Raw genomic sequence first — 25,646 nt, 5'->3', positions numbered from 1 at the left:
TTTCTGTGCAGTGGCGGCGGTGCCGAGGTTTAAGTTCCGAAACGCGGCGAAGACGGCTATGGTCGAACTCGAGACGACGGTCGACCGGCGCCACGGAGTGACCTTCGTCACCGTGGTCGTCCGGAACGAACGAACGACGCCCCAGCGGATTCGACTCGAGAGCACGCTCTCCGGGCCGGTCTGGCCACCGCGACGAAACGGAATCGTCAATCGCGAGTGGACGGGACGAACGTGGGACGGAACGGTCGAGGCGGGGAGACGCCGCGGCATCGGCTTTGCGAGTCCTGCAGCGGCCGTCGATCCGCCCGTCGAACTCGTTGAACTCGAGCGTGCGACCGACGGCAATCGCCGGATCTGCGCGCGGACGATCCTCTCGACGCTCGAGCAGTGGACGCCACGACGGAGGGTTACAGAGCGCGCATGATCGTCGCCGTAACCGGTGGAAAGGGTGGCGTCGGCAAGTCGACGATCGCGTTGAATCTCGGCCACCAGCTCGAGGCGGTCGTCGTCGACGGCGACCTCGCGATGGCCGATCTTCCACGCGGGCGCGGACCGGACCTCCACGACGTGCTGGCGGGCCGCGCAGCACCGCTCGAGGCGGTCCAGCAGGTCGGTCCTGTCGAGATGCTGCCGTGTGGCCGGTCGCTCGCCGGTGCTCGGGCAGCGGACCTGACCACGTTCGGCCAGGTGGTCGAGACGGTGGCTCGCGAGTTCGAACACGTCGTCGTCGACGGTCCAGCCGGTCTGGCCAGCGACGTCGGCGTCCAGTTGCACAGTGCGGACGTCGCGATACTGGTGACGACATCCGACGACGCAGCACTAGCCGACGCCGTCAAGACGAGGCATCTCGCACGCAAACTCGAGACGCCGGTCGGTGGTGCCGTCCTCAACCGGATCTCTGATCCGGATCGACAGGTTGAGATTGTCGAGCGCGCACTCGGCGTGCCAGTGACGGAGATCCCCAAAGAGCCCGCGGTGCAAGCTGCACAGTCGATCGGTCGTCCGATCGACGAAATCTCGTCAGAGAGCGTTGCCGTCGATCGAATCAGTTCGCTCGCCCGAACGCTCGAGCGGGAAGAACGGCGAGTCAGGCGATCTTGCGGAGATCGGTAACGGTCGATCGGATCGTGACGGCGGCGACACCGGCGACGTTCGCCACGTCCGTCTGCGTAACGAGTTCACCGTCGCGTTCGCAGGCGGCGGCGTAAAGACAGGCCGCCGCGACGCCGCTTGGATTCCGGCCACTGATCAATCCTGCCTCGAGGAGCCTCGAGACGTATTCGCGAGCGCGCCGCTCGACTGCCGTGTCGAGGTCGAGCTTCGACGCGTATCGGGCGAGGTATTCGGTCGGATCGATCGGGCCGGTTGGCAATCCGAGGTCACGGTTGAGCGCGTCGTACGCCGCTTTGAGTTCGCCTTCGTCGGCACGAGCGACGTCGACGATTTCGTCGATCGTCCGGGCGATCGAGAGCGTCCGACACGTCGCGTAGATCGAAGCCGCGGCAAATCCCTCGAGTGATCGCCCCTGTAGCAGTCCCTCCGATTGAGCGGATTTGAACAGCGTACAGGCCTGATCTTTGGTGTCCATCGGCAACGAGAGCCTGGTGACGATTCGACCGATCTCGGTGAACCCGTACACCTGGTTCGAGTCGGCTTTCGACGAGATTCGAGCCCGGTTGTGTTCCCGGCGCATCCTCGCGATTTGCCGGCGTTTTCGACCGGTCAGTCGGGTCTGCGATCCGTAGCCAATCTCGGTCGAGAGCCCGCGGTCGTGGCGCGAGCGAGTCAGCGGCGCACCGGTTCGTCGTCGGTCGGTGTCGTCATCGTCGAACGACCGCCACTCCGGTCCGTGATCGATCGCGTCTTCCGCGAGGACGAGGCCACACTCCTCACAGATCGTCTCTGTCGACGTCTCCCGCAGTCGACCACCGCACTCCGGACAGACAACGTCTTCGTTGGTGTCCACCATTGGTGATTGCTGCCTTCCTCATCTGTCTTAAAATCTGTAATTCTATTAAAATATTACTGTTGAGTGTAGAAAATAACATACCGGAGAGCGATACCTTCCGGGACGACAGTGAGCAGAGAGATGAGCGGAAAATACTCTGAGACGGGCCCGTGTGGGCCGTTAGCGGCCAAGCGTCGAACAGAGTCGTCTGACTCGAGCGGTCAGTCCGTCGCCGCTCGCGTCGGTCTCCGCCGAGGGATCGTCATACGCCTCGAGCGCAAGTTCGTACTGATCGACGACGGCCTGTCGGCGGCGTTCACTCTCGACCAGTGAGCGTTCGAGGGCGTCGATTCGTGCCCGGAGGTGCGCACGTTCGATGCGATCGGCGAGCGAGGATCTGGCGGACGATCGACAGGGGCGACGATCGGGTGTCGAATCGAGGGGACGACCATCGTCGTCTGTGGGTTGGGTGCGTACTCGCGGTTCATCTGCGGGGTGGTCGGGAGGTCGATGCTCGACGGACATCGCACACACGGGTACCACACGAACGGGGAAAAGAGTCAGTCAGTCGGGCGTCAGACGCGTCTGACGCCGGTCTTACAGCCGATGTAGCTCACTCGCTTGCTAGACTCTCGAGGACGCCGTCGAAGCTACTCCGACGAGCCCTCGCTCGCTAAGCTCTCGAGGACGCCGTCCGTGTCAGCCGGGACCGGTTCGGGATCGTTGCCGGCGGCGGCGGCCGCGTCGGGGTCTTTGAGCAGGTGGCCAGTGGTGAGACAGACGACGCGCTCGTCGTCGTCGACGACGCCCTCGGCGCGGAGTTTCCGGAGACCGGCGAGCGAGGCAGCGGAAGCCGGTTCGACGCCGATCCCCTCGCCCGCGAGGGCACGCTGGGCGTCGGTGATCTCCTCGTCGGAGACGGCGATCGCCGTCCCGCCGGTCTCGCGAATGCCGGGGAGGGCCTTCGGCGCGTTCACCGGGTTGCCGATCCGGATCGCCGTCGCGCGAGTCTCGACGTCCTCCCAGCGGCGCACCTCGTCGGCGTCGTTCTCGATCGCCTCGACCATCGGCGCTGCGCCCTCGGCCTGGACGCCCGTGAGTTTGGGTACCTCGTCGACCGCGAGTTCGCCCGCCTGGACGAGTTCCCGGAACGCCTTGTACAGCGCTGACGTGTTGCCCGCATTGCCGACGGGGAGGACGATCCTGTCGGGCCACGTCCCGTGGTCGGCCTGGAACGCCTCGACGATCTCGAGACCGATCGTCTTCTGGCCCTCGAGTCGGAACGGGTTCAGCGAGTTCAGCAGATAGGCCTCCCCACGACTGGCGAGATCCTGGACGACGTCGAGACAGGCGTCGAAGTTGCCGTCGACCTCGAGGATGCGCGCGCCGTGGAGACTGGCCTGGGCGACCTTGCCCGCGGCGACCTTCCCCGCTGGCAGGAGGACGAGCGTCTCCATGTCCGCTCGCGTGCCGTAGGCGGCGAGGGCGGCGCTCGTGTTCCCCGTCGACGCGCAGGCGAGGCGGTCGACGCCGAGTTCGCGTGCGACGGCGACGCCGACGGTCATCCCGCGGTCTTTGAACGAGCCGGTGGGGTTCATCCCCTCGTGTTTGATTCGCAGCGTCTCGACGCCGACGGACTCCTCGAGGCGTGGCACCTCGTACAGCGGCGTCGATCCCTCCTGGATCGAGACGCCCGACTCGAAGGGAAGCGCGTCGGCGTACCGCCAGACGCCCTCGCCGTCGAAGTCGTCGAACGTCGGCAGTTCGTCGTAGCGGACCTCGAGGAGGCCGTCACACTCGTCGCAGGTGTAGCGGACGTCCTCGAACGGTGCGAACGTCTCGCCACACTCGATACACTCGAGCCAGACGCCGTCGGTCGCCTCGGCAGGCGTCTCCGGCTGTTCGACAGACAGGCTGAGACTCATTATCCGGGCGGAGGCAGTCGAAGGGGAAAAGTGGGTGGGTTTGCGCGTTACCGGTCGATTCGGCGCTCGCCGTCGAAGTCGTCGATGACGCCGTGGACCGTCTCGGACCAGTCGTCGAGGCCGTCGTGGAGCAACGCCTTCGCCTCGGAGAGCGGGACGGCCGTGTACTGGTAGACATAGCCGCCACCGTCGAGGAGCCGTCGGTCGCGCCGTGCCAGTCCCCGGTCACACAGCGTCGAGAGCGTCCGGTTGATCGTGCTCCGATCGCGTTCGAGAACGTCCGCCAGTTCCTCGATCGTGCTGCCGGGATACTCAAGCAGGGTGAGGTAGGTCCGCGTCTCGTGGTCTTCGATCCCGAAGACACAACTCAGGACGTTCTCGAACGGAGGGTCGGGCTGTTCCAGTAACTCGCCGAGTCGATGTCTGGGACCGTCTGTCATATCTCACTGTAGGGAGTCATCGATCAAAACGTCACGGGCTCGGCAGCTCGGGCCTCGATCACGCGCCGTCGGTCGGCTCGCTGTCGTAGCCCATGTTTCGGATGCACGTTCGCATCTCGCTCTCGCTTTCGTGGCGGTGGAGACGGGTCGGCGTGTCACAGTAGTACGTCGAGCCGTCGTGACGGAGCGTCACCTCGTGTTCCGCACCCAGTGTCGTCGTCGTGATGACGACCCGCCGTCCTTCGTGGATCGCCTCGAGAATCGCGTCTGCATCGAGTTCTCCCGCCTCGATCCGAAGTGGTTCCGGCATCGGCTGATACTGGACCTGCCGGCGGCAAGAAGCTTTGCTCGCTCGAGTGCGATCGGTCGTGGATCGACCGGACACAACCGAGACAGTGCTACCCACACCCACGTCGTACCGATCTCGTATGGCTTCAGAAACCGCCACACGAACTGGTGTACAGACTGGAACGAACCTCGTCCCATGGCAGGCGGGCGTCGTCGGCGGGATCGCAGGCGGAATCGTCTTCGGCGTCATGATGACGATGCAGATGACTCCCGTCATCGAAAGCGCGATCCCCGCGATGTACGGCCTCGAGGGCGGACTCGCCGGGTGGATCGTCCACGTCTCCCACGGGGCGATCCTCGGCGTGGTCTTCGCGGCGTTGCTCGTCGCGGCGAAGAAACCAGACGTCGGCCTCGCGACGGGGGCAGGTGCCGGCGTCGCCTACGGCATCGTCGTCTGGGCGATCCTCGCCGTCGTCGTCATGCCGATCTGGCTGTCGGCGGTCGGCTTCGGGATGGCTCCCGAGGTGCCGAACGTCAGCACGCAGAGTCTCGTGGGACACGTGGTCTACGGGCTCGTCCTCGGCGTGGCCTACGTGGCGCTCTCCCGGTAGTCGACCCGGTCGTCGAAGATGGACGCCGTCAAAAGCCCTCGAGAAGCGAGACCAGCAGTGCTTTCTGGGCGTGGAGTCGGTTCTCGGCCTGGTCGAAGACGATCGACCGGTCGCTCTCTAGGACAGCGTCGGTGATCTCCTCGCCGCGGTGGGCGGGTAGACAGTGCATCACGACGGGATCGGCGGCGTGGGAGAGCAGTTCCTCGTTGACCTGAAAGCCGTCGAACTGCTGAAGGCGGATTTCGCGTTCGTCCTCCTGGCCCATGCTGACCCAGACGTCGGTGTAGACGACGTCGGCTCCAGCGACAGCCTCGACGGGGTCGGTCGTCGTCTCCGGCGCGGTCCCGAGTTCGGCCGCGCGCTCTATGGTCGCCTCGTCGACGGCGTGTTCCTCCGGAGTAGCGACGGTGAGGTCGACGCCCGCCATCGCACAGCCGAGGACGAACGACTGGGCGACGTTGTTGCCGTCGCCGATCCAGGTCGCGGAGACGCCCTCGAAGCCGCCGAACTGTTCGCGAATCGTCTGGAGGTCTGCGAGCGTCTGGCACGGGTGGGCGTCGTCGGTGAGGCCGTTGACCACGGGGACGTCGGCGTACTCCGCGAGTACCTCGACGTTCTCGTGTTTGAACACCCGCGCCATCACGACGTCGACGTACCGCGAGAGCGCCCGCGAGGTGTCTTTCAGCGGCTCGCCCCGGCCGAGCTGGATGTCGTCTTGCCCGAGGAAGATCGCGTGTCCGCCCAGCTGGGTCATGCCCGTTTCGAAGGAGACCCGGGTGCGGGTACTTGCCTTCTGGAAAAGCATTCCCAGCGTCTTCCCGGGTAACTCGGCGTGGTCCTCGCCGGTATCGACGGCGCGTTTGTACGTCGCTGCCCTGTCGAGAACCGCGAACAGTTCCTCCGCTGAGAGATCGTCGACGTCGAGGAAGTGCCTCGGCTGTGAATCGTCCGTATCTGTCGTCATTGTGTGTCGTGTAAAATCGTAGTCAGTCCTCGCTGAGCGTTCGTGAAACGTGCTCTAGGATCGCGACCGACTGGTCGAACTTCGACAGCGGGAGCCGCTCGTCGGGCGCGTGATCGAGGTCCGAGTTCCCGGGTCCGTAGGTCACCATCGGGCAATCCCACGCCCCGGCGTAGATGTTCATATCGCTCGTCCCGGTCTTTCGCAGCAGGCGCGGTTCGGCGTCTTCCTCGCGGATAGCGACGCGAAACGCCCGTGCGACCTCCGTGCGTGGGCTCATCATCACCGGCGGAACCTTGTCCTTCCAGGTGACGGTGCCGACCTCGAGTTCGGCCTCCGCGGCTTCGCGGACGGACTCGACGTCGAGGGCGGGCGGGACGCGAAGCTGGACGTCCATCGTCGCCTCGACGGAGAGGCCGTCCTCGCTGACGCCGCCTTCGATGTCGACCGGCTTGGTCGTCACCTGCTCGAAGATCGGTTCGTACTCGTCGCCCTCGAAGCGTTCCTCGACGGCCGACCACCAGCGGACGGCGTGCTGGATCGCGTTCGGGTCCGGCCGGGAGGTGTGCCCGGACTCGCTGGTCGCGACGTAGGTCCCGGCGATCAACCCGCGATAGCCCAGCGTGATACCGTTTGCCCCGGAGGGTTCGCCGTTGACGACGGCCTCGGGCGCATCGTCGCGGTCGTCGACGAGGTAGCGTGACCCTCTCGAGTCGACTTCCTCGCCGACGACGCCGACGAAGGAGACGCCCGTGCGAACCGCGGCGACTGCCATCGCGGCGAGCGGTCCCGTCGCGTCGACGCTGCCACGGCCCCAGAGGATCTCGTCGTCGCCCGTCTCTTCGACCTCGACCGGGATGTCTCCGGGGACGGTGTCGATGTGCGAGGTGAGGAGTACGGCGTCGTCCGCTGGCGCGCGGACGTTGCCGACCGCGTCGATCCAGACCTCGCGGTCGTGGGCCTCGAAGAAGTCGACGAGCCGTTTGGCCGCCTCGCGTTCCTCGCGGGAGGGCGAAGGAATCGAGACGAGGTCGACGAGCAGCTCCCGGGCCTCCTCGGTCGGGACGTCGCTCGTCGCCTCGGCGTCGGCGTTCGCGCTCATGTGTCGGATTCGGGTTCGTCAGGTGCGATGACCGCGCCCAGCGCGTCCACGAGCTGATCCACCTCGTCCTCGTCGGTCACCAGCGGCGGCAGCAGGCGCAGGACGGTCCGTCCCGCCGGCAGCGCCAGCACCTGGTGGTCGATCGCCAGGTCACGGGCGACGCGGTTGGCCCCGCGTTTCAACTCGATGCCGACGAGCAGCCCCGCACCGCGGACCTCGCGGACCTCGTCACCGAGTCTGGCCTCGAGTTCCGTCATGAGATAGTCGCCCATCGCGGCGGCGTGGACGGGCCACCCTTCCTCGACCAGCGTCGAGATGGTCGCGTGGACCGCCGCAGTGACGACGGGGCCGCCGCTGAACGTAGAGTTGTGCGAGGCCGCGCCGTCGGCGATCCAGTCCCGAACCGCGACGCCGCCGACCGGTAGACCGTTGCCGAGGCCTTTTGCGGTCGTGAGGATATCGGGTGTGACACCTGCGTTCTGGCAGGCCCACATCGACCCCGTCCGGCCCATCCCGGTCTGGACCTCGTCGAAGACGAGTGCTGCGCCGGCCTCGTCGGTGACCTCGCGGGCGGTCTCGAGGTAGCCCGCGGGCGGGACGTTGATCCCGCCTTCGCCCTGGATCGGCTCCAGGATGACGGCTGCCGTCTCGTCGTCGACGACGGCCGCGAGTTCCTCGCCGTCGCCGTAGGGGACGAACTCCACGCCGCCGGCCAGGGGTTCGAACGGCTTCTTGTACTTGTCCTTCCAGGTCGCTGCGAGCGAACCCATCGTCCGGCCGTGGAAGCTCCGGGTCGCGGCGACGATCTTCGAGTTACCGGTCGCCGAGCGGGCGAACTTCAGTGCAGCCTCGTTGGCCTCGGTCCCGGAGTTACAGAACCAGGCCGACTCGAGGCCGTCGGGCGTCGACGCGACGAACGCCGCGTAGGCGTCCTCGCGCGACTGGACGGGAAACGAAGAGTCGACGAACGTCAACTGACCGACCTGCTCCTGGACGGCCTCGACGACCGCCGGGTGGCTGTGTCCGAGCGGCGTGCAGGCGAAACTCGCGCCCGCGTCGATGTACTCCGTGCCGTCCGTGCTGTAGAGGTACGGTCCCTCGCCGCGCTCGATGCCGATCGGCTTGCTGCCGGAGACGAAATCGAGGTCGCTCATCGTGCAGCCTCCGGTTCCGCTTCGTCGTCCGCGAGCACGCCGGGTGCAAGGGTCGTGCCGTCGCCCTCGAGTGCGCTCGAGATCGGTTCCTCGCTGTTCGCATCCGCAACGACGACCGACGAGGCCCCGCCCTCGAGGGCCTCCTCGGCGGCCATGACCTTCTTGGTCATGAACCCCTCGGCGGCGTCCTCGACGGCCTCGAACTCCTCTGGCGTCTCCGCGGCGTCGATGCGGGTCGACTCGTCGTCGGGGTCCTCGTAGACGCCCGAGACGTCCGTCAGCAAGACGAGGTCGGCCTCGAGTGCGCCCGCGATTGCCGCGGCGGCGCGGTCGGCGTCGGCGTTGACCGCGGTGTAGCCGCCCGACTTCTCCTCTCCGAGCATCGGGACGGAGACGACGGGGGTGTAGCCGCCGGCGAGCAGCGTCTCGAGCAGGTCGGCGTTCACGGACTCGATCTTGCCCGAGTGGTCGCCGCGCTTGATCTTCTTCTTGCCGTCTTCTTTGACGCGGACGGCCGACTTGCGTTTGCCAGAGAGGAGCTTGCCGTCCGTGCCGGTGAGGCCGACGGCGTTTACGCCCTCGTTCTGGAGGCTTTCGACCAGGTCCGTGTTGAGTTTACCCGGCATGACCATCTTGAAGACGTCCATCGTGCGCTCGTCGGTGAAACGCCCGACGACGCCGCCGGGCGTCTCGACGTAGGTCGGTTCCTCGCCGAGTTCTTCCAGAGTCTCGTCGACGGCGGTCGAGCCGCCGTGTGTGAGGACGACGTCCTCGTCGTCTTCGACGAGTTGTGCGACGTCGGAAAGCGCACCCGCGGGGTCGACCGCGCGCGCACCACCTATTTTGACAACGGTTGTCATCGTTTCAGGGTGCTCCCACGGGGTGCAGCCCCGCAAAGTCGAGTCCAGCCGTCTCCTCGAAGCCGAGCGCGACGTTGGCGGCGTGGACCGCCTGCCCGGCCGATCCCTTCATCATGTTGTCGATGGCCGAGAAGACCACGACGCGCTTGTTCGAGGGGTCGAGTTCGAAGCCGACCTCGGCGTAGTTCGTGCCCGCGACGGCCTTGGGCTCGGGGTAGCGATAGACGCCCGAGCCGCCGGCGGCCATGCGGACGAACGGTTCGTCCTCGTACGCTCCCCTGTACGCTTTCCAGAGGTCGCCCTTCGAGACCGGCCCCGAGGGGAAGACATGGCTGGTCGCGCTCGCGCCACGGACCATGTCGACTGCGTGGCACGTGAACGCGACCGAAGTGTCGAGGAACTGCTCGATCTCGGCCTCGTGGCGGTGGCCAGTCGGCGCGTACGGCCGGACGACACCCGACCGCTCGGGGTGGCTCGAGGCCTCGCCGCCGCCCGCGCCTCCCTCCGAGGAGCCGACTTTCACGTCGACGACGATCTGCTGGTCGCCGTCGACGATGCCGGCCTCGACCAGCGGGTACAGCCCGAGGATCGTCGCGGTGGCGTTACAGCCGCCGCCGGCGATCAACTCGGCACCGGGGAGGTTCTCCCGGTTGATCTCGGGGAGAGCGTACTCCGCGCGCTCGAGGTACTCCGGCGCGTCGTGGCCGTCGTACCACTCGTCGTACTGTTCTTCGGTGTCGAGCCGAAAGTCGGCCGAGAGGTCGACGACGGTGTCGGCGACGTCGAAGAACTCGTCGATCTGCCCCATCGAGACGCCGTGTGGCGTCGCGGCGAAGAGGACGTCGACGGACTCGAGGTCGTCGGGTTCCGTAAATCGCAGGTCGGTCCCGCGAAGCGGCGGGTGCTTCGAGCCGACGCTCTTGCCGGCGTAGGAGCGACTCGTCGCCTCGGCAAGCTCGAAGTTGGGGTGGCCGGCCAGCAGCCGAAGCAGTTCGCCGCCGGTGAAGCCGCTCGCGCCGACGACCGACGCGGTGACGGTCTCCGCGGCGTCGTCCGTTTCGTGCTCCGTGTCGACCGCCATCAGGCGGTCACCTCGAGTTCGTCTTCGGCCGCCGCCTTCGCCTCGAGCCAGTCGACGACGGTTCCGGGGACGTCGACGTCGACGGCGTCGTTGAGCGCCTTGAACTCGACGGTGTGGTTGACCTCGTGGACCGTATAACTGTCGCCGGTTTCCATGAGGTCGACGCCGAGTAAGCCGCCGCCGACGGCGTCGCTCGCCTTCGCGACGAGTGCTTCGGCCTCGTCGTCGAGTTCGAGCGGCTCGGTCTCGGCACCTTTCGCCGCGTTCGTGAGCCAGTGGTCCGACGAGCGGGCCATCGCCGCGATCGGCTCGCCGTCGACGGCGAGCACACGGATGTCGCGGCCGGGCTTCTCGACGAACTCCTGGACGTAGAACACCTTGTGCTCGTAGTGGCCGAGCGTCGCCTTGTGCTCCAGGATCGCCTCGGCGGCGTCGCGGGAGTCGATCTTGGCCATCAGGCGTCCCCACGATCCCACGACGGGTTTGAGCACGCAGGGGTAGCCAAAGGATTCGATCGCCTCCATCGCCGACTCCTTCGTGAACGCCACTTTCGTCTCGGGCGTGGGCACGCCCGCGGTCTCGAGTGCGAGACTGTTTTTCACCTTGTCCGCACAGATCTCGGCCGTCTCGTGGCTGTTGACGACGGGCACGCCGTAGGCCTCACAAAACTGCGTGGCGTACAGGCTGCGGCTCGTCGCGAGACAGCGATCGACCGCCACGTCGAGGTCCTCGAAGGCCGCCGGCGGCTCGGACAGGTCGAACGTCACCTTCCGGACGTCGATCTTCTCGACGTCGTGGCCGCGCTCGCGAAGCTCCTCGAGGAGGAGTTTCTCGTCTTTGCGGATCCGGGAGTAGAGTACGCCGACGTTCACGTGAGCCACCTCCTATGGCGAGGGTGATCGGGGAGCGACGTCGTTTCGACCGTCTGCAAGGTCACTCACCCCAGTCCTCTTCGAGCTCCGGCGCTCGCTCGAGGACTGGCGGCTCGACGTCGACGACTTCCAGCTCTGCTCCGCAGGTGGTACAATCGACGATCTCTCCGACTTCCAGGTCGTCGTGCAGGGCCACGTCCGCCCCACACTCGGGACATTCGGTCATTGTACTCCAACGTCCGTGATCGTCTACCTTAAACCCTTCGGACTTGCCGAGAAGTTTACAGAAAAGATACCCGCCTCTAAGCGCGTTTCAGGCCGTTTTTACGAGCTTTTTCGTTCGGTATATCATATAGTAGGTAACTCGTCCCCTCGCGAGGGCGGCGGGAAGACTCGCGAGGGTGCTCGCAGTCGCGTCCGGCGCTTCCCCTCGAACGGAGCCAGAACAGGGGTCTCAGACATACCCGTTCACCTCCGCGCGGAGCGTCTCGTGGGCCGTCTCGAGTGACGCCTCGAGCGCCTCGAGCGACTCCTCGTCGGCCGCGAGCGCGTCGCGGGCCGCCTCGAGCTGTGTCTCGACGGCCACGGGAGCGGGACCGCCCTGCGAGTCGCGACTCGCCACGCTCTCGGTCGGATCGAGCGCCGCCGCCACGGCGTCGGGATCGACGTAGGTCTCGAGGCTCTCGCCGAGCACTTCCTCGGCGGCGGCCGCGATGGCGTCGTAGTCCGCGCCCCGTTCTGCGGCGATGGCGACCACTTCGTGGGCCGTCCGAAACGGCAGTCCGTTCGCCGCGAGCAGATCCGCGACGCCGGTCGCCGTCGAGAACCCTTCGCCGGCCGCGTCGGCGAGGACGTCCTCGGGCCAGTCGGCCGTGGCGACCGTCCCGGCGGCGACCTCGGTCGCCTCGCGGACGGCGTCGACCGTCTCCCAGGCGTGGGACGTCGCCCGCTGCAGGTCGCGGTTGTACGCGCGAGGCAGTCCCTTGAGCGTCGTCGTCAGCCCCTGGACGGCACCCGCCGCATCGCCCGCGATCGCCCGGACCAACTCGAGTGTGTCCGGGTTCTTCTTCTGGGGCATGATCGACGAGGTCGAGGCGTAGTCGTCCGAGAGGTCGACGAACCCGCGGTTGGCGAAGACGACGAGGTCCTCGGCGAGCCCCGACAGGGTCGTCGCGAGCGTCGACAGCGCCTGGGTCGTCTCGAGCAGGAAGTCCCGGCTCGAGGAGGCGTCCATCGAGTTCTCGATCACCGAGTCGAATCCGAGCAACTCGGCCGTCCGTTCGCGGTCGATGTCGAAGGTGGTGCCCGCGAAGGCCGCCCCGCCCAGCGGCGACTCGTTGATCCGTGCGTAGGCCTCGAGCAGCCGCGCCGTGTCGCGGCGGACGGCCGACTCGTAGGAGAGCGTCCAGTGGGCGACCGTGATGGGCTGGGCGGGCTGGAGGTGGGTGTAGCCGGGCATCACCGTCTCGGTGTGCTCGGCCGCCACCTCACAGAGCGCCTCGCGCAGCCCGAGGGTCGTCTCGAGCGCCTCGAGGACGTCCTCGCGCAGCCGGTAGCGGATGCAGGTCGCCACCTCGTCGTTGCGCGAGCGCGCGGTGTGCATCTTCCCGCCGTCGGGACCGACGCGCTCGATGACGGCGGTCTCGATCGCCTCGTGAACGTCCTCGCCGTCGGGCAACGCGGCGTGACCCTCGACTTCGATCGCGTCGAGGGCGGTGAGGATCTCGCCGACAGTCTCGTCGTCGACGATCCCACACTCTGCGAGCATCACCGCGTGTGCGCGGTCGACCTCGAGATCGGCCTCGAAGATGCGTTCGTCGGCGGCGAGCGAGGAGAGGAAGCTCCTGGCGGGGCCGCCGCTGAAGCGGTCGCGGCGAACGACGCCCTCGTCCGATCCCTCCTCGTCCATGGTCACTCCTCGTCCGCGTCGTTACCGCCGTCGGTGGCGAGTTCGACCGTCTCGTCGCCGTCGATCTTCTCGATCGCCTTGTTCGCGAGGCGACGCTGGAAGCCGTGGTACTTCGCGACGCCCGTGGCATCTTCCTGTTTGATCTTGCCGACGGTCTCGGTGTCGAAGGAGGCGTGGGCCGCCGAGTACGCCGCGTACTCGCTGTCGCGGGCCACCGGACGTGCCTGGCCGCCTTCGAAGCGGATCGTCACCGTCCCGGTGACGCGTTTCTGGGTCTCGTCGATGAAGCCCTCGAGTGCGTCCACGAGCGGGGCGTCGATCAGGCCCTCGTAGGCCTTCTGGGACCACTGGTTGTCGATCTGCTGTTTGAACTGGCGTTCCTCCTGGGTGAGGACGAGCCCCTCGAGCGCCTCGTGGGCGTTGAGCAGCGTCGTCGCCGCGGGGTGCTCGTAGTTCTCGCGAACCTTCAGCCCGAGCATGCGATCTTCCATCGTGTCGGTGCGCCCGACGCCGTGTGCGCCGGCGACCTCGTTCAGGTGCTCGACGAGCGAGACGGGGTCCATCTCCTTCCCGTCATCAGAAGCGTCCGCTTCTGATTGGCTCGCGGGAGCTTCGCTCCCGAGAACGTCGACGGCGACGGGATAGCCGTTCTCGAAGGCGATCTCGATCTCCTCGGTCTCGCCGGTCGGTTCGTCGGTCCACTCGTAGATATCAGTCGGCGGGACGTAGCTCGGGTCCTCCAGGTCGTCGCCCTCGATCGAGCGACTCCAGATGTTGGTGTCGATCGACCAGTCACCGCCGCTGCCGCCCTCGACGGGCAGGTCTTTCTCGGCGGCGTACTCCTGTTCCCACTCGCGCGTGAGCCCGAGTTCGCGGACGGGCGCGTAGACGTCGAGATCGGTGTCGCGCCAGACGGCCTCGAAGCGGAGCTGGTCGTTCCCCTTGCCAGTACAGCCGTGAGCCAGCGCGTCGCAGTCGTGTTCCTCCGCGACCTCGAGGATCGCCTCGGCGATCACCGGACGTGCGAGCGCGGTTCCGAGCGGATATCCCTGATAGGTGGCGTTCGCGCGAACGCTCTCGAGACAGAGCTGAGCGAATTCCTCTCGCGCGTCGACGACGTAGTGTTCGAGGCCCAGTGCCTCGGCAGTTTCTTCGGCTTCGTCGAACTCTTCTGCCGGCTGTCCGACGTCGACCGTGACGCCGATTACGTCGTCGTATCCGTATTCCTCCTCGAGCAGGGGGACACAGACAGTCGTGTCCAGCCCACCCGAGAACGCAAGTGCCACGCGGGTCATGTCGTACTCGATTGAATCGGACGTACGGCCTTAAATTTGCTGATTTAGATTTCGTAAAATACCTGCAGAGCGAACGCTAACCGGAGAATCGAGGATTCTCTGCAAGAAAGCACGGTGTGAGTGTCGAAAGTGAAATAAGTTCGGGCCTAACGGCCCGGTCGTCGTCGTCGCGAGAGGACGGTCGCGTCGCTACCGAAAGAGGCGATGCCGGTAGACGCGATGTACTGCATCTGGTGCTCTATAGCGCGAGAACCCTATTAAAACCTGTCGGGGTGGCAAATATTACTCCTCGGTCTGTTCGGTCTCCTCGGGGAGCGTCAGAACGTTCTCCCGACCGATCCGGAAGACGTCGACCTCCCCTTCCTCGCGGAGTCCACTCACGACCTGACTCGTCTTCGCCTCTGTCCAGTCGAGTTCGGAGACGACCTCCTGTTGTTTGATCCGTCCACCGTTCTCCTCGAGCAGTCGCAGGACTCGCTCCTCGTTGCTCAGCAGTTCCGGCGGCGGGCCGTCGGCAGGTGCCGATCGGCCGTCGGTCGCCATCTGCGGACTGGAAGCGCGCTCTCGCTCCCGATCTCGGACGACCCACCAGCCGACGCCGACGACCGCGAGGACGGCGATGCCGGCGATCGCGAGCCACGACAGCGGAACGACCCGATCCCGATCGTCGGGCGTCTGGACTGGTTGACCACCAGTGTCGATCAACTCGATGCGGGGCTCCTCGTCTAGAAACTCCGTCTGGCCGTTCCAGACGGCGGCCGTATCGCGCCGCTCGTCCGGTTCGGGTTCGATCGCTGTAGTGTTGTACGACTCCGGCCAGGAGACGATCAGCTGTCCCCGTTCGTCGAGGCTGAAGCCGACGAGCGCGTCGCCCGCCTCGATTCGGTTGACCTCGACGAGGGAGAACGAATCCCACTCGAACGTAAATCGAACGTAGCCGTACTCGTGTGGCGTCGTCTGGGCGTCCGTCTCGACCGAGAAGTTCGAGACCGTCATCTCCCGGCCAGTTGCGTTTTCGCCCTCCTGGACCATCCCGGCCCATCTCGCTCGCTCCGTCTCGATGTACTCGCCTCGACGCTGTTCGACGTCCGTCTGGAGTTCCTCCCAGTCGACGGTATCGTTGTCGTCGTCGAGTCGGAACTGGTACTCGACGGTCCACGCCGCAGAACCGTTGTCCGAGAGTTCGATCGTGATCTGTTTCACGTCATATCCGGAGGGCGAGGTCTCGTCTTGAACCGCAGCGTACGTCCCGGTTCGTTCGGCGACGACCGACGTGTCACTCGAAGAGACAGGAACCCCGTCGGCACCGGCCACCGGGATTCCCGCGACGACCCAGCCGACCACCATCATGCAACAGATGAGTACCCGAAGCCCCCTCCGGTCCATTACTCACTGATGAAATCCCTGGCCAGATATTTCTTTCCTACTGATGGTTCAAACAATCACTTGAATATTGATATATTTTTCTGTCATTCACTGAAATCGGTGGATCGAGACGATCCGCGGCTCGTTTCGGTCGCACGAACTGCTCGAGCGATCGAGAGCCCATTTCGATCAATTTTTGAACCGATCGCACCGACATGATCGTATGCCTGACAGTCGAGGTGAACTCGCGGTCGACCTCCGGACGCTGCTGGGGATCGTCCTCGCGCTCATCACCATCCTGCTGGTCCTCCAGATCGTCGGCAAGATCATCAGCACCATCGCGAGCCTGCTCGGACCGTTTTTCCTCGTCTTACCACTCGCGATCGCCGTCCTGATCGTCCTCTGGTTCCTCGACCGACTGTAGATCGGCGGGTCGAGACGCTGGAACCACCAGACTCATACCCGAACCTGGCGTACGTTCTGGTACGTGTACAGCGTCAACGTTCCGGTCCCCGGCCGCGTTCGCGAACTCGCAGCCGATCTCTACCCGTCGCTGCTGGGGTTCGACGCCGTCCGCGAGGACCACTCGTTTCTCCTCAAACGCCTCGGCGACGCCGACCACGTCGCCCAGCTCCAGCAGCGCGCCCACCGCGCGCTCGAGGGTGCCCCCGCCGTCGAGGCGCAGGTGACGGGCATCGACTACTTCGCCGATCCCCCGCTGGGGGAAGCGCCCGTCGTCTACCTCGCCGTCGAGAGTCCCGGCCTCGAGGCGATCCACGCCGACCTCGTCGACGCCTTCGGCGAAGTCGACGGGCTCGAGGCGGCCGACTACGTCCCCCACGTCACCTTAGCCCGCGGCGGCGACCTCGAGGACGCCCGCCGGCTCGCCCAGCGGGAGATCGAGCCGATCAGGTGGACTGTAAGCGAACTCGAGTTCTTCGATGGCTCCTACCGGCTGCCAGTGAGCCGGGTGTCGCTGCCGGCGTGACGATTACGGTTCGGGAAACGACACGACGACGGGAACCGTCGCTCGAGCCAGCAACTCGATCGTAGTCGAGCCGACGCCGGTCAGTCGAACCGGCGCGACGTTCAGCGGCTCCTGGCCGTCCCGTCTCGCCGTCGAATCGTTCGGCGAGACGACTGCCACGACGGTCAGGGCGTCGGCGGTTCGCCCGCGTAGGCGTCGTGGTCCGTATAGAAGTTGAGCATGGCGAACTTGAGCTTCTCGGGATCGATGTCGATCAGCTCCTCGCGTTCCTCGTGTGGGAAGGTGCCGTTGACGCTGTACTTGCCGAGCTCGGCTTTCGCCTCCCGCGAGTAGCGCCGGTCGAGCAGTGCCCGCACGCCGACGTCCTCCGGGGACCGAAGGACCCGCCCGAGCGCCTGGCGCGTCTTCCGGACAGTCGGAATCTCGACGGCGTAGCGCCAGCCCGTCTGCGTGCCGTCGAACGCCGCGTCGTAGGCATCCTGGACCGCTTCGGCACGGTCGTCGAGGTGCGGGTACGGGACGCCGACGACGAGGACGGTGCGTGCGTCCTCGCCGTCGAAGCTCACGCCCTCCGCGAGGGTGCCCCACAGTGACGTCAGCAAGACGGCGTCGTCGTCGTCGACGAACGTCGTCCGGAGGTCCTCGACTGCGACCCCGGGTTCGTCGAGGTAGACCGTCGACTCGAGGTCCGCCTGCTCGAGTCGACTCGCGTACCGGGCCGCCTCGGCGTAGTTGGGGAAAAAGGCGAGCGTGTTGCCAGGCGTAAAGCGGACGGCGTCGCAGATGGCCGACGCGACGGCCTCCTGGACCGCGGGATCGTCGCGCTCGCTCGCGAACAGCGCGGGCGTCTCGACGGCGTACGTGCGGCGGTTCTCCTCGGGGAACTGGAGCCCGTAGGCCATCGTCACCGGCTCCTCGAGCCCGAGGACGTCCTCGGTCACGTCGAACGGTTGCAGCGTCGCGCTCATCAGCACCGTCGCGTACACTTCCTCGAAGAGCCGACCGGTTACCTGTCGAGGCAGGCAGGTGTACAGCTCCGCCCGGCCGTAGATCTCGTCCGTGCCGGCGTCGCGGCGCACGGAGACGACGGGGTACAGTCCCTGCTTTGCCCCCTCGTTCATCCAGGCGCTGACGAACGCCGCCGCCTGCAGGGTCTGACACTCCGTGCGGGTGGCGCTCTCGCCGGATCGGTAGGCCTCCTCGTACTCCTCGTCCAGGCGCTGGCCCAGCGTCGTCGCCGCCTCGAGGTCGTCGTCGATCCCCTGGCCCGAGTACCGCTGCAGGAACGCGAGCGTGAGGTCGTCGCGCCGGTCTGCGTTGGCGATCGGGACGTCCTGCCAGTCCTCGCCGATCTGCTCACGGTGGCCGAACCCGAAGGCGTCCTCGTAGGTCTCGACTAACGCGTCTCGAAACGCCTCGAGGACGTTCGCCGCGTCCGCCGCCCGGGAGTCGTCGACGTCCTCGAGTTCGTCGAGCGCCGAGTCGAACGTCCGTTCGGAGCAGGTCCGGGTGGCGTGTTCGCGGGCGGCGTCCTCGACGTTGTGGGCCTCGTCGAAGACGGCGATGACGTCCTCGGGGTCGCGTCCCAGCCACCGGAAGAACTGCTCGCGGATCGTCGAGTCGAGCAGGTGGTGGTAGTTACAGACGACGAGGTCGACGCCCTCGAGTCCCTCCTTCAGGAGTTCGTAGCCACAGAGGTCGCGTTCGTCGGCGTAGGCGTAGATGTCCGCCGGCGTCCGAACGTCTTCGAACAGCCAGCCGAAGAACTCGTCGGTCTCTTCGGTCAGGTTGTTCCGGTAGTGCGTACAGACGTTTTGCTCCTCGAGGTCGTCGATCTCGTCTTCGATCGACTCGAGTTCGTCCATCACCGCGCTCCGGGCCTCGGCGGCGGAGCCGTCGCCGTCCTGGCTCTCCGCGAGGAGTTCGCGCTGGCGACGCTCGAGCTGGTCGCGATCGCGTTCGGCGTCGACTAGCGCGCGGGTGTTGTCGCGCAACGCCTGACACTCCTCGTAGCCGACGTCGATGTGACACATCGAGGCTTTGCCCTTGAAGACGACCGCCCGGATCTGCTCCTCGCGCGTGATCTCGCGTGCCTCGGCGACGAACTGGCGCATCTGCTGGTGGACGTTCGTCGTGATGACGACCGTCTTGTCCTGCTCGCGGGCGACCTCGAGCGCCGGGACGAGCGACGAGAGCGTCTTGCCCGTCCCACAGGCACCCTCGAAGAGGACGTCCTGTCCGCGGACCAGGGCGTTGTGAATCCGGTCCATCGCGTCGCGCTGGTTCTCGTACGGCTGTTCGTACGGGAAAAAGCGCATGTAGCCGGCAGTCTCCGACACACCGAGTGATTGGTTCCTGCTCCGATAAAAGCGTTCGTCTCACACGGGACCACGGCAGTCGATAGCCGGGGGTACAGCTACGTGCCTCGACGTTGGCGTGTCGACTATGGCGATTCCAGGCTACGATCCAGCGGACGTCGAAAACGCCCTGCTCGAGCGAGAGACGGAGGGAGCGGGAGCCAGCGCGTCGATCGTCGCCGCGGGCGTCCCAGACGAGTTCGACCTCGTCGCGAGCGACCTCGAGACCCCCGCCGACGCGCTCACCGATCCCGTCGACCTGGTCGGACTGGACGACGTGACGGGGCTGGACGCCCTCCGGGTCGTCCTCGAGTACGATCCCTCGGAACTGCCGCCGGGTGCCAGCCCGACGGACGTCGCGGTGGCCGTCGAGACCGAAAGCGAGCGAGTGGTGCTCGACTCGGCGGTCGACCTCGAGGAGACGACGGTGTCGGCGACGACGACGGAACGGCCACCGGGACAGACGTTCGTCGCGGTCAACGTCGAAAACGACGGTCTGTAGGACTCAGGCGGGTGTCCGGTTCGACGATCCGTCGGTCACTCCTCCGGTTCGACGTACACTTTCTCGATCTGGGAGTTGTGAGCGCGCAGCGCGTCTTCGATGGCGTCGACGGTGCGCTCGAGTGTTTCCGTCTCGAGGTCCGGGTCGAACGCGACGTCGGCCGTCACGAGGAGCTGTTCGGGGCCGAAGTAGACTGTACGAAAGTCGACGACGTCGTCTACGCCGTCGCTCTCGGCGACGAGTTCACGAAGCTCCGCCTCCTCGGGCGCGATGAGACTCTCACCCAGCAGGAGTCGCTTGTTCTCCCACGCCAGCGCGAGTGCAAAGCCCATGAGCAACAGGCCGATGAGCACCGCGGCCGTCGCGTCGTAGACCGGATCACCCGTCTGCCGCGTGAGGTAGACGCCAAACAGCGCGATGCCGGCGCCGGCGAGTGCGATTGTGTCCTCCGTGAGTGCCGTCAGCGTCGTCACGTCGGTCGTCTTCCGGAACGCCTCGCGAAAGCTCTCCCAGCCGTGTTCGTCCATCTGGAGACGGATCGCCTCGTACGCCTTCGCGAACGCGTAGGACTCGAAGCCGATCGCACCGAGCAAGACCGCGTAGTTGACGTAGACGCCATCGACCGCGCCGACGAGCGGAAGCGGCGGCGTCTGACTGCTCGAGACGTGGGCCTCGCCGTGGGCAAGCACCGAGTACCCGTGTGTGAGACTCTCCCAGCCAGCGATGCCAAAGAGCAACACGCTGACGAGGAAACTGTAGAAAAACTGTGCCTTGCCGTAGCCGAACGGGTGTGCCCGGGTCGGATCGCGCGCGCCGAACCGGATGCCGATCAGCAGGAAGACCTGGTTTCCCGTGTCCGAGATCGAGTGGTACGTCTCCGACAGCATCGCCGCGCTGCCGGTCAGCAGGAACCCGGCGAACTTCAGGACGGCGATCGCTCCGTTCGCGACCAGTGCGGCGAGTACGACCGACTTGCTACTTGCCATCTCGGTACACGTACGATCGATTATCAATTAAAACTGGATGAAACGGAAGACGAAAGAATCCTCATCCAGGTCGCCGTAGCCGGAGCCATGATCGCGATCTTCTCCGACACGCACAGCCACCGCGGACACGAACTCGAGGGCGAGGCGCTCGCCGCGGCACGCGAGGCTGATGCCGTGATCCACGCGGGCGACTTCACGACCGAGCGCGCACTCGAGGCGTTCCTCGAGGAGTGTTCGGTGCTGTACGCCGTCTACGGCAACGCCGACGAGCCGGCGGTTCGAGACCGGTTGCCGACCGACCGGATCGTCGAGGAGTCGGGGATTCGGGTCGCCGTCACTCACCGACGCGACGGCGGCGAGGTGGGCCTGGCGATGTTCGGTCGATCGCGAGACGCCGACGTGGTCGTCTCCGGACACAGCCACCGCCCGACGGTGGCAGAGACCGAAGACGTCCTGTTGCTCAACCCGGGCAGCCACGCCCAGCCGCGCGGAAACAGGCCGGGGTTCGCGACGCTCGAGTCGACAGAGGGCGGCCTCGAGGGGAGGCTGTGCGAACCAGATGGAACGGTCATCGAGACGTTCGAGCGAAAATCGTGACCGGTCGAGCAGTCGAGTGGCTTCCAGCCGACCGGCCTGTGAGAGGCACGATCAGGGGGACGATCAGGAGCGGTCCCGAACGCGATCGGGGTGGGGGCTGGCAGCGATCGGGACCGGGGGATGGCAGCAGTTTCGCCCCGGTTGTCGCCGGCCACGCGTCGGAGAGGGCCGAAGTTCGGGGCGCATCTGAACCTACGTGTCGGCTCGGAAAATAGTCACCGCAAGCTAAAAAGTCGATTTTAGCTAGAACGACCGACGGCGGGGGCCGTGATCGAGACGGCCCGTCGAAACGGTTTTGCCCTCCTGTCGTGTACACGTCTGCTATGCTGGGATTCATCCCCGACGACCCCGTCATCATCGCGGTCGTCGTCATCCTGCTCTCGCTCGTTTTCTTCTCGTACCTCCTCCTTCGCCGGACGATCCTCGAGTTCCGCGAAGGGATGGGCCGGTAGCGCAGACTACTCGAGTGCCGTCGCGACGCGGTCGACAGCGGTCTCGACGTCCTCGCGGTCGACGTCGCGGTGGGTGCAAAACCGGACCGTCGTCGGCCCAAACTGCGTGGCAAGCACCTCGTGGTCTCGAAGGCGGTCGATGACAGCCGCCGCGTCGAGGCCTGTTTCCGCGACGTCGGCGAGGACGATGTTCGTCTCCGGTTCTGCCACCGAGAGTCCCGCGACCGAATCGAGGCCGTCGGCGAGGACGCGCGCGTTCTCGTGGTCGGTCGCGAGGTCGTCGACGTTCTCGAGGGCACGCAGGCCGGGGCCGGCGATCACGCCGACCTGGCGCATGCCGCCGCCGAACAGTTTGCGGGTCCGGCGGGCGCGCTCGACGAACTCCTCGCTGCCCGCGAGCATCGATCCGACGGGCGCGCCAAGGCCCTTCGAGAGACAGAACATGACCGAATCGACCGGCTCCGTGATGTCGGTGACGGGAACGTCGAGGGCGACCGCGGCGTTGAACACCCGCGCGCCGTCGAGGTGGACCGGCACGCCGTGGTCGTGGGCCGCCTCGGCTGCAGCCGCGATCTCCCCCGATGGAATCGCGCGGCCGCCACGGGCGTTGTGGGTGTTCTCGAGACAGAGCAGCCCGGTGCCAGGCCGGTGGACGTCTTCGGCGACGTAGCCGTCGGCGACCTGTTCGGGCGTCGGAACCCCGTTCGGATCGGCGTCGAGCATCCGCACCTGCAGTCCCGAGTGCTGGGCGAGGCCACCGAGTTCGTACTTGACGACGTGGCTCTGCCGATCCGCGAGCACCTCCTGGCCGTGCTCCGTGTGGACGCGGGCGGCGACCTGGTTGCCCATCGTCCCGGTGGGAACGTACAGCGCGGCTTCCTTGCCCACGAGGTCGGCGGCGCGGGCCTCGAGTTCGTTCACCGTCGGATCCTCGCCGTAGACGTCGTCGCCGACCGCGGCGTCGCGTGCTACCTCGCGCATCTCCTCGTCTGGTTTCGTGACCGTGTCCGAACGCAGGTCGATCATGACTCGAGATGAGGGGCGCGAGCAGAAATAGGCGACGCCCTGGCGGTCGGAGGCGGTAGGACTCGAATCGGATTCCCGTCCGTTCAGGCGTCCCGATCGCCAGTATATAAAGAGGCGATACCTATCGGAGGTAGGCCTTCGTCGCTCCAACGCCAATCCACGAGTGTGAACGCCGAATCGAAGCAGCCTGGAGACGCAACGGAGTCGGCCACCCCTGACCCGACCGACCCGGGGTACGAGAGGCACCTCGAGCGCAGTCGGACGATGTGGAACCGCTGGAGTGACTGGTACACGATGAGCGAGCGCGACTTCGAACCGATACGGGAGGCGGCGATCGATCGACTGGGGCTCGAGTCCGGCGATCGCGTCCTGGAGATCGGCTGTGGTCCGGGCGTCAACTTCGCGCTCGTACGCGAGGCGATCGGCGAGACGGGGCGACTCGTCGCCATCGATTACAGCCCCGAGATGGTCGCGAAGGCTCGCGACCGGATCGAGCGACACGGGTGGGACAACGTCGAAGTTCACTGCGCCGATGCGACGAGAGTCGACATCGAGGGATCGTTCGACGCGGCCGTCGCGACGCTCTCGATGAGTATCATGCCGGACGTCCGGGCGGCGGTGGGGAACGTTCACCGTCACCTCGAGTCTGGCAAATCGTTCGTCGTGTTCGACCTCCGTCCCGTCCCGGAGGGTCCCGCGCGGATCGCAAACCCGTTTCTCCGATGGTTCCTCCGCTGGTACGCGAACTGGAACCCCGACGGCGACGTCCTCGCGTCGCTCCGTGCCGTCTTCACGGAGTGTACGGTCGGCGAGACGTACGCGGCGGGAACGGCGTATACCGTCCACTGTCGCAAGTCGGTCTCGCCGGAGGAGTAGTCGACTCGAGTTCGATCACTGGCGATCGAGTGCCCGGCCGACCACGTTGGCCTCCGCCCGTCGGAGGAGTTCGGACGCTGTCGAGACCGCACAGTCGAGTTCGTCCGCGACCGCCTCGATGCCGTTTCGGCGGGGAACGTCGTAGTAGCCGACGTCCCAGGCGGCCCGGAGCGCCGTCCGCTGCCGGTCGGAGGCCGGCGTCTCGGCAACCGACGCGCTGTCGCTCACCCACAGCACGTCGACCGTCACGCCGTCGGGAACGTTCTCGAGCACGCTCGCGAGATCCGTCGGGTGGCCGACGATCGTCAGCCGGATCGTCCGGTCCGAGCGGACCTCGATCGGCGGGACGACGACCACGGTGTCCCCTGCAAGCGCGTCCAGCAATGACCGCTCCCTGGAGCCGAGTTCCCGGCGGAGATACAGGAAGAACCCGTCGGTCGTCTCGGTCACGTCGTACTCCCGGACCGCCTCGCGGCCCTCCAGCAGGTCCTCGTACGCTGCGACGTCGCCGTAGACGAACGAAGTGATCGTTTCGACGCCGTCGACCGTCTGGCCGCCGAGGACGATTTCCCGGTCGATATCCGGCGACGAACAGATTCCCGCGTGTATCGACGACAGCGCCGCCACGTCGTGTCCGATCGAGACGCGCGCGGATTTCATCGATCGACGAAAGAATCGGTCGACACATAAAACTACGATAGGTTTCGGGGATTTCCCGACGGACGCTCGCCGGCTATCGGCGGACATGAACGACCACTCGAGACGGTGGTTGCGGCGGGAGTTCGTCCTCAAGTCGCCGTACACGCTCGCGTTCGGAACTGGCGTCGCCTGTGCGCTGGCGTCGATCTACCTCGGGGTCTTCCTTACTGTCCGACAGCGGCTTCCCGGTATCAGTGGCGGCACCAGACACCGATCCTGGATTTCGATTCGAAAAGGGTTTTTGATCTCTCGAATACCTGTGGTACATGGACCCGCGCATCCGCGAGCACGCAGAGATCATCGCGAACCACTCGGTCGACCTCCAGGAAGGCGACAACGTCGTCGTCGACGCCCACCCCGTCGCCGAGGACCTCGTCGTCGCCCTCCACGAGGTGATCGGCGATTACGGAGCGAACCCCGTCTCCACGAGCCAGCGGACGGGCAAACGTCAGCAACGGGCGTTCCTCCACGCGTCCGACGGCGAGTTCGAGACGCCCGAACACGAACTCGCGCTGATCGAGAACACGGACGTCTACATCGCCATCCGGGCGAGCGACAACGTCACCCAGACCAGCGACGTCGCCCCCGAGATCAGCGCCGCCTACCAGCAGGCCCACCGACCCATCCTCGAGGAACGGCTCTCGACGCGGTGGTGTCTCACGCAGTTCCCCGCGCCAGCGAACGCCCAGCTCGCCGAAATGAGCACCGAAGCCTACGAGAGCTTCGTCTGGGACGCCGTCAACAAAGACTGGGAAGCCCAGCGCGAACACCAGGCGAACATGGTCGAGATCATGGACGACGCCGACGAGATCCGCATCAAAAGCGGCGACACGACCGACGTGACGATGTCGATCGCGGGCAACCCGACGATCAACGACCACGGCGAACACAACCTGCCCGGTGGCGAGGTCTTCACCGCACCCGTCCCCGACAGCGTCGAGGGCGAGGTCCTGTTCGACATGCCGCTGTACCACCAGGGCCGGGAGATCACCGACGTCTACCTCGAGTTCGAGGGCGGCGAAGTCGTCTCTCACTCGGCGGCGAAAAACGAAGACCTCCTGACCGAGGTGCTCGAGACCGACGACGGCGCGCGCCGACTCGGTGAACTCGGCATCGGGATGAACCGCGACATCGACCAGTTCACGTACAACATGCTGTTCGACGAGAAGATGGGCGACACCGTCCACATGGCGGTCGGCCGCGCCTACGACGACACCGTCGGTGAGGGCAACGAGCAGAACGAAAGCGCCGTCCACGTCGATATGATCGTCGACATGAGCGAGAATTCGTTCATCGAGGTAGACGGCGAGCGCGTCCAGGAGGACGGAACGTTCGTCTTCGAAGAGTAGCAG

General features: G+C 66.1%; 30 protein-coding genes. 10 read left to right on the top strand and 20 right to left on the bottom strand.

Going from position 1 to position 25,646, the window contains the following annotated elements; all coding sequences use genetic code 11:
- Positions 1–58 precede the first annotated feature (58 nt).
- Positions 59–424 carry a DUF7857 domain-containing protein gene (locus MU558_RS07835; protein WP_246973872.1) on the top strand — a complete coding sequence of 122 codons (366 nt, stop codon included), beginning with the start codon at positions 59–61 and terminating at the stop codon, positions 422–424.
- Positions 421–1,113, top strand: coding sequence for a P-loop NTPase (locus tag MU558_RS07830; protein ID WP_246973870.1), 693 nt, complete (start codon positions 421–423; stop codon positions 1,111–1,113). Before MU558_RS07835 ends, MU558_RS07830 begins: the two co-directional genes overlap by 4 nt.
- Here MU558_RS07830 and MU558_RS07825 read toward each other — a convergent pair.
- The 5 genes from MU558_RS07825 to MU558_RS07805 form a co-directional block, all read right to left on the bottom strand.
- Positions 1,088–1,969: a transcription initiation factor IIB gene (locus tag MU558_RS07825; RefSeq protein ID WP_246973866.1), complete on the bottom strand. Its 882-nt coding sequence runs from the start codon at positions 1,967–1,969 to the stop codon at positions 1,088–1,090. The two genes, MU558_RS07830 and MU558_RS07825, sit on opposite strands and share 26 nt — an antisense overlap.
- Positions 1,970–2,128: 159 nt before the next feature.
- Positions 2,129–2,473, bottom strand: coding sequence for a hypothetical protein (locus tag MU558_RS07820; RefSeq protein WP_246973863.1), 345 nt, complete (start codon positions 2,471–2,473; stop codon positions 2,129–2,131).
- A gap of 125 nt (positions 2,474–2,598) precedes the next feature.
- Entirely contained in the window at positions 2,599–3,873 is a 1,275-nt protein-coding gene (gene thrC / locus MU558_RS07815; RefSeq protein ID WP_246973860.1) for a threonine synthase, read from the bottom strand.
- A 47-nt stretch (positions 3,874–3,920) separates the two neighbouring features.
- A complete protein-coding gene (locus tag MU558_RS07810; RefSeq protein WP_246973849.1) occupies positions 3,921–4,313 on the bottom strand; it encodes a helix-turn-helix domain-containing protein in 393 nt (130 codons plus the stop codon).
- 58 nt (positions 4,314–4,371) lie between these two features.
- Positions 4,372–4,623 (bottom strand): DUF8001 family protein, encoded by a 252-nt coding sequence (locus tag MU558_RS07805; RefSeq protein ID WP_246973839.1) that lies wholly within the window; start codon positions 4,621–4,623, stop codon positions 4,372–4,374.
- Between the two features lie 118 nt (positions 4,624–4,741).
- On the opposite strand from MU558_RS07805, the gene MU558_RS07800 reads away from it, so the two are divergent.
- The gene (locus MU558_RS07800) at positions 4,742–5,212 is read left to right on the top strand and encodes a DUF1440 domain-containing protein (RefSeq protein WP_246973829.1); all 471 of its coding nucleotides are present in this window, start codon (positions 4,742–4,744) and stop codon (positions 5,210–5,212) included.
- 28 nt (positions 5,213–5,240) lie between these two features.
- Here the strand turns inward: MU558_RS07800 and argF are convergent, their stop codons facing one another.
- From argF to MU558_RS07750, 10 genes are all read right to left on the bottom strand, one after another.
- Entirely contained in the window at positions 5,241–6,176 is a 936-nt protein-coding gene (argF, locus tag MU558_RS07795; RefSeq protein WP_246973828.1) for an ornithine carbamoyltransferase, read from the bottom strand.
- A 22-nt stretch (positions 6,177–6,198) separates the two neighbouring features.
- Entirely contained in the window at positions 6,199–7,275 is a 1,077-nt protein-coding gene (locus MU558_RS07790; RefSeq protein WP_246973826.1) for a [LysW]-lysine hydrolase, read from the bottom strand.
- Complete coding sequence (locus MU558_RS07785) at positions 7,272–8,429, bottom strand: aspartate aminotransferase family protein (RefSeq protein ID WP_246973822.1); 1,158 nt, start codon at positions 8,427–8,429, stop codon at positions 7,272–7,274. Before MU558_RS07785 ends, MU558_RS07790 begins: the two co-directional genes overlap by 4 nt.
- Positions 8,426–9,289 (bottom strand): acetylglutamate/acetylaminoadipate kinase, encoded by an 864-nt coding sequence (locus MU558_RS07780; RefSeq protein WP_246973813.1) that lies wholly within the window; start codon positions 9,287–9,289, stop codon positions 8,426–8,428. Before MU558_RS07780 ends, MU558_RS07785 begins: the two co-directional genes overlap by 4 nt.
- Before the next feature lie 4 nt (positions 9,290–9,293).
- Entirely contained in the window at positions 9,294–10,370 is a 1,077-nt protein-coding gene (argC, locus tag MU558_RS07775; RefSeq protein WP_246973802.1) for an N-acetyl-gamma-glutamyl-phosphate reductase, read from the bottom strand.
- The gene (gene lysX / locus MU558_RS07770) at positions 10,370–11,242 is read right to left on the bottom strand and encodes a lysine biosynthesis protein LysX (protein WP_246973792.1); all 873 of its coding nucleotides are present in this window, start codon (positions 11,240–11,242) and stop codon (positions 10,370–10,372) included. Before lysX ends, argC begins: the two co-directional genes overlap by 1 nt.
- A 61-nt stretch (positions 11,243–11,303) precedes the next feature.
- Entirely contained in the window at positions 11,304–11,468 is a 165-nt protein-coding gene (lysW, locus tag MU558_RS07765; protein ID WP_246973790.1) for a lysine biosynthesis protein LysW, read from the bottom strand.
- Positions 11,469–11,696: 228 nt separating this feature from the next.
- On the bottom strand, positions 11,697–13,151 hold the full coding sequence (gene argH / locus MU558_RS07760; protein WP_246973788.1) for an argininosuccinate lyase: 1,455 nt from the start codon (positions 13,149–13,151) through the stop codon (positions 11,697–11,699).
- Between the two features lie 2 nt (positions 13,152–13,153).
- Positions 13,154–14,446: an argininosuccinate synthase gene (locus MU558_RS07755; protein ID WP_246973785.1), complete on the bottom strand. Its 1,293-nt coding sequence runs from the start codon at positions 14,444–14,446 to the stop codon at positions 13,154–13,156.
- A 282-nt stretch (positions 14,447–14,728) separates the two neighbouring features.
- Positions 14,729–15,832 carry a helix-turn-helix transcriptional regulator gene (locus MU558_RS07750; protein WP_246973782.1) on the bottom strand — a complete coding sequence of 368 codons (1,104 nt, stop codon included), beginning with the start codon at positions 15,830–15,832 and terminating at the stop codon, positions 14,729–14,731.
- A gap of 202 nt (positions 15,833–16,034) precedes the next feature.
- On the opposite strand from MU558_RS07750, the gene MU558_RS07745 reads away from it, so the two are divergent.
- Positions 16,035–16,235 (top strand): DUF7554 family protein, encoded by a 201-nt coding sequence (locus MU558_RS07745; protein ID WP_246973779.1) that lies wholly within the window; start codon positions 16,035–16,037, stop codon positions 16,233–16,235.
- Positions 16,236–16,298: 63 nt separating this feature from the next.
- Positions 16,299–16,799, top strand: a complete 501-nt coding sequence (locus MU558_RS07740; RefSeq protein ID WP_246973777.1) for a 2'-5' RNA ligase family protein — start codon at positions 16,299–16,301, stop codon at positions 16,797–16,799.
- Between the two features lie 3 nt (positions 16,800–16,802).
- Here MU558_RS07740 and MU558_RS23240 read toward each other — a convergent pair whose 3' ends face one another.
- Positions 16,803–16,958: a hypothetical protein gene (locus MU558_RS23240; RefSeq protein ID WP_322987041.1), complete on the bottom strand. Its 156-nt coding sequence runs from the start codon at positions 16,956–16,958 to the stop codon at positions 16,803–16,805.
- Between the two features lie 5 nt (positions 16,959–16,963).
- Positions 16,964–19,138: an ATP-dependent DNA helicase gene (locus tag MU558_RS07730; RefSeq protein WP_246973775.1), complete on the bottom strand. Its 2,175-nt coding sequence runs from the start codon at positions 19,136–19,138 to the stop codon at positions 16,964–16,966.
- Positions 19,139–19,244: 106 nt separating this feature from the next.
- On the opposite strand from MU558_RS07730, the gene MU558_RS07725 reads away from it, so the two are divergent.
- Positions 19,245–19,658, top strand: coding sequence for a hypothetical protein (locus tag MU558_RS07725; RefSeq protein ID WP_246973772.1), 414 nt, complete (start codon positions 19,245–19,247; stop codon positions 19,656–19,658).
- Between the two features lie 35 nt (positions 19,659–19,693).
- On the opposite strand, the gene MU558_RS07720 is transcribed toward MU558_RS07725, so the two are convergent.
- Positions 19,694–20,644 (bottom strand): cation diffusion facilitator family transporter, encoded by a 951-nt coding sequence (locus tag MU558_RS07720; RefSeq protein ID WP_246973769.1) that lies wholly within the window; start codon positions 20,642–20,644, stop codon positions 19,694–19,696.
- An 87-nt stretch (positions 20,645–20,731) separates the two neighbouring features.
- On the opposite strand from MU558_RS07720, the gene MU558_RS07715 reads away from it, so the two are divergent.
- The gene (locus MU558_RS07715) at positions 20,732–21,241 is read left to right on the top strand and encodes a metallophosphoesterase (RefSeq protein ID WP_246973766.1); all 510 of its coding nucleotides are present in this window, start codon (positions 20,732–20,734) and stop codon (positions 21,239–21,241) included.
- A gap of 323 nt (positions 21,242–21,564) precedes the next feature.
- Entirely contained in the window at positions 21,565–21,693 is a 129-nt protein-coding gene (locus MU558_RS23150) for a DUF7859 family protein (protein WP_265781577.1), read from the top strand.
- 6 nt (positions 21,694–21,699) lie between these two features.
- On the opposite strand, the gene MU558_RS07710 is transcribed toward MU558_RS23150, so the two are convergent.
- The gene (locus tag MU558_RS07710) at positions 21,700–22,719 is read right to left on the bottom strand and encodes a threonine aldolase family protein (RefSeq protein WP_246973764.1); all 1,020 of its coding nucleotides are present in this window, start codon (positions 22,717–22,719) and stop codon (positions 21,700–21,702) included.
- A 165-nt stretch (positions 22,720–22,884) separates the two neighbouring features.
- On the opposite strand from MU558_RS07710, the gene MU558_RS07705 reads away from it, so the two are divergent.
- Positions 22,885–23,595 carry a class I SAM-dependent methyltransferase gene (locus MU558_RS07705; RefSeq protein ID WP_377071370.1) on the top strand — a complete coding sequence of 237 codons (711 nt, stop codon included), beginning with the start codon at positions 22,885–22,887 and terminating at the stop codon, positions 23,593–23,595.
- 15 nt (positions 23,596–23,610) lie between these two features.
- Here the strand turns inward: MU558_RS07705 and MU558_RS07700 are convergent, their stop codons facing one another.
- Positions 23,611–24,255 (bottom strand): helix-turn-helix domain-containing protein, encoded by a 645-nt coding sequence (locus MU558_RS07700; protein WP_246973762.1) that lies wholly within the window; start codon positions 24,253–24,255, stop codon positions 23,611–23,613.
- 305 nt (positions 24,256–24,560) lie between these two features.
- Between MU558_RS07700 and MU558_RS07695 the strand changes: the two genes are divergently transcribed.
- Entirely contained in the window at positions 24,561–25,643 is a 1,083-nt protein-coding gene (locus MU558_RS07695) for an aminopeptidase (RefSeq protein WP_246973760.1), read from the top strand.
- Positions 25,644–25,646: the final 3 nt, after the last annotated feature.

This window comes from Natribaculum luteum, assembly GCF_023008545.1.
Taxonomy (GTDB): Archaea; Halobacteriota; Halobacteria; order Halobacteriales; family Natrialbaceae; genus Natribaculum; species Natribaculum luteum.
This window is presented reverse-complemented; position numbering and strand designations above follow the sequence as displayed.